At 69.1% G+C, this 337-nt stretch carries 1 protein-coding gene and 1 pseudogene; both read right to left on the reverse strand.

The window, feature by feature from the left end; genetic code table 11:
• On the reverse strand, window positions 1-233 hold a 233-nt coding region (locus GTY47_RS03560; protein WP_010038633.1), incomplete at its 3' end, for an ATP-binding cassette domain-containing protein.
• Window positions 230-337, reverse strand: a pseudogene (locus GTY47_RS03565) (ABC transporter permease); the annotation flags it as partial. The gene GTY47_RS03560 and the pseudogene GTY47_RS03565, both read right to left, overlap by 4 nt.

Consider the following 337-nt stretch of genomic DNA (forward strand, 5'->3'; position numbering starts at 1 on the left):
CCGGAGAACTGGATCGGCTCGCCGTTCAGGCGGATCTCACCCTCGTCCGGCACCACCGCGCCGGTGAGCGCCTTGATGAGGCTGGTCTTGCCGGCGCCGTTGTCGCCGATGACGGCGAGGACCTCGCCGGGCAGCAGGTCGAAGTCGGCGCCGTCGATGGCGGTGACCTGGCCGTAGCGCTTGACCAGACCGCGGGCCTGCAGCACGGGCGTCTCGGTGGTGGTCGTGGTCATCGGGCCTTCCTCCGGGAGATCTGGTCGACGGTCACCGCGAGGATGACCAGGACGCCGGTGATCAGGGTCTGGTAGATCGAGGCGACCCCCATCAGTTGCAGGCC

This window comes from Streptomyces sp. SID5464, from assembly GCF_009862985.1.
Lineage (GTDB): Bacteria > Actinomycetota > Actinomycetes > Streptomycetales > Streptomycetaceae > Streptomyces > Streptomyces chartreusis_D.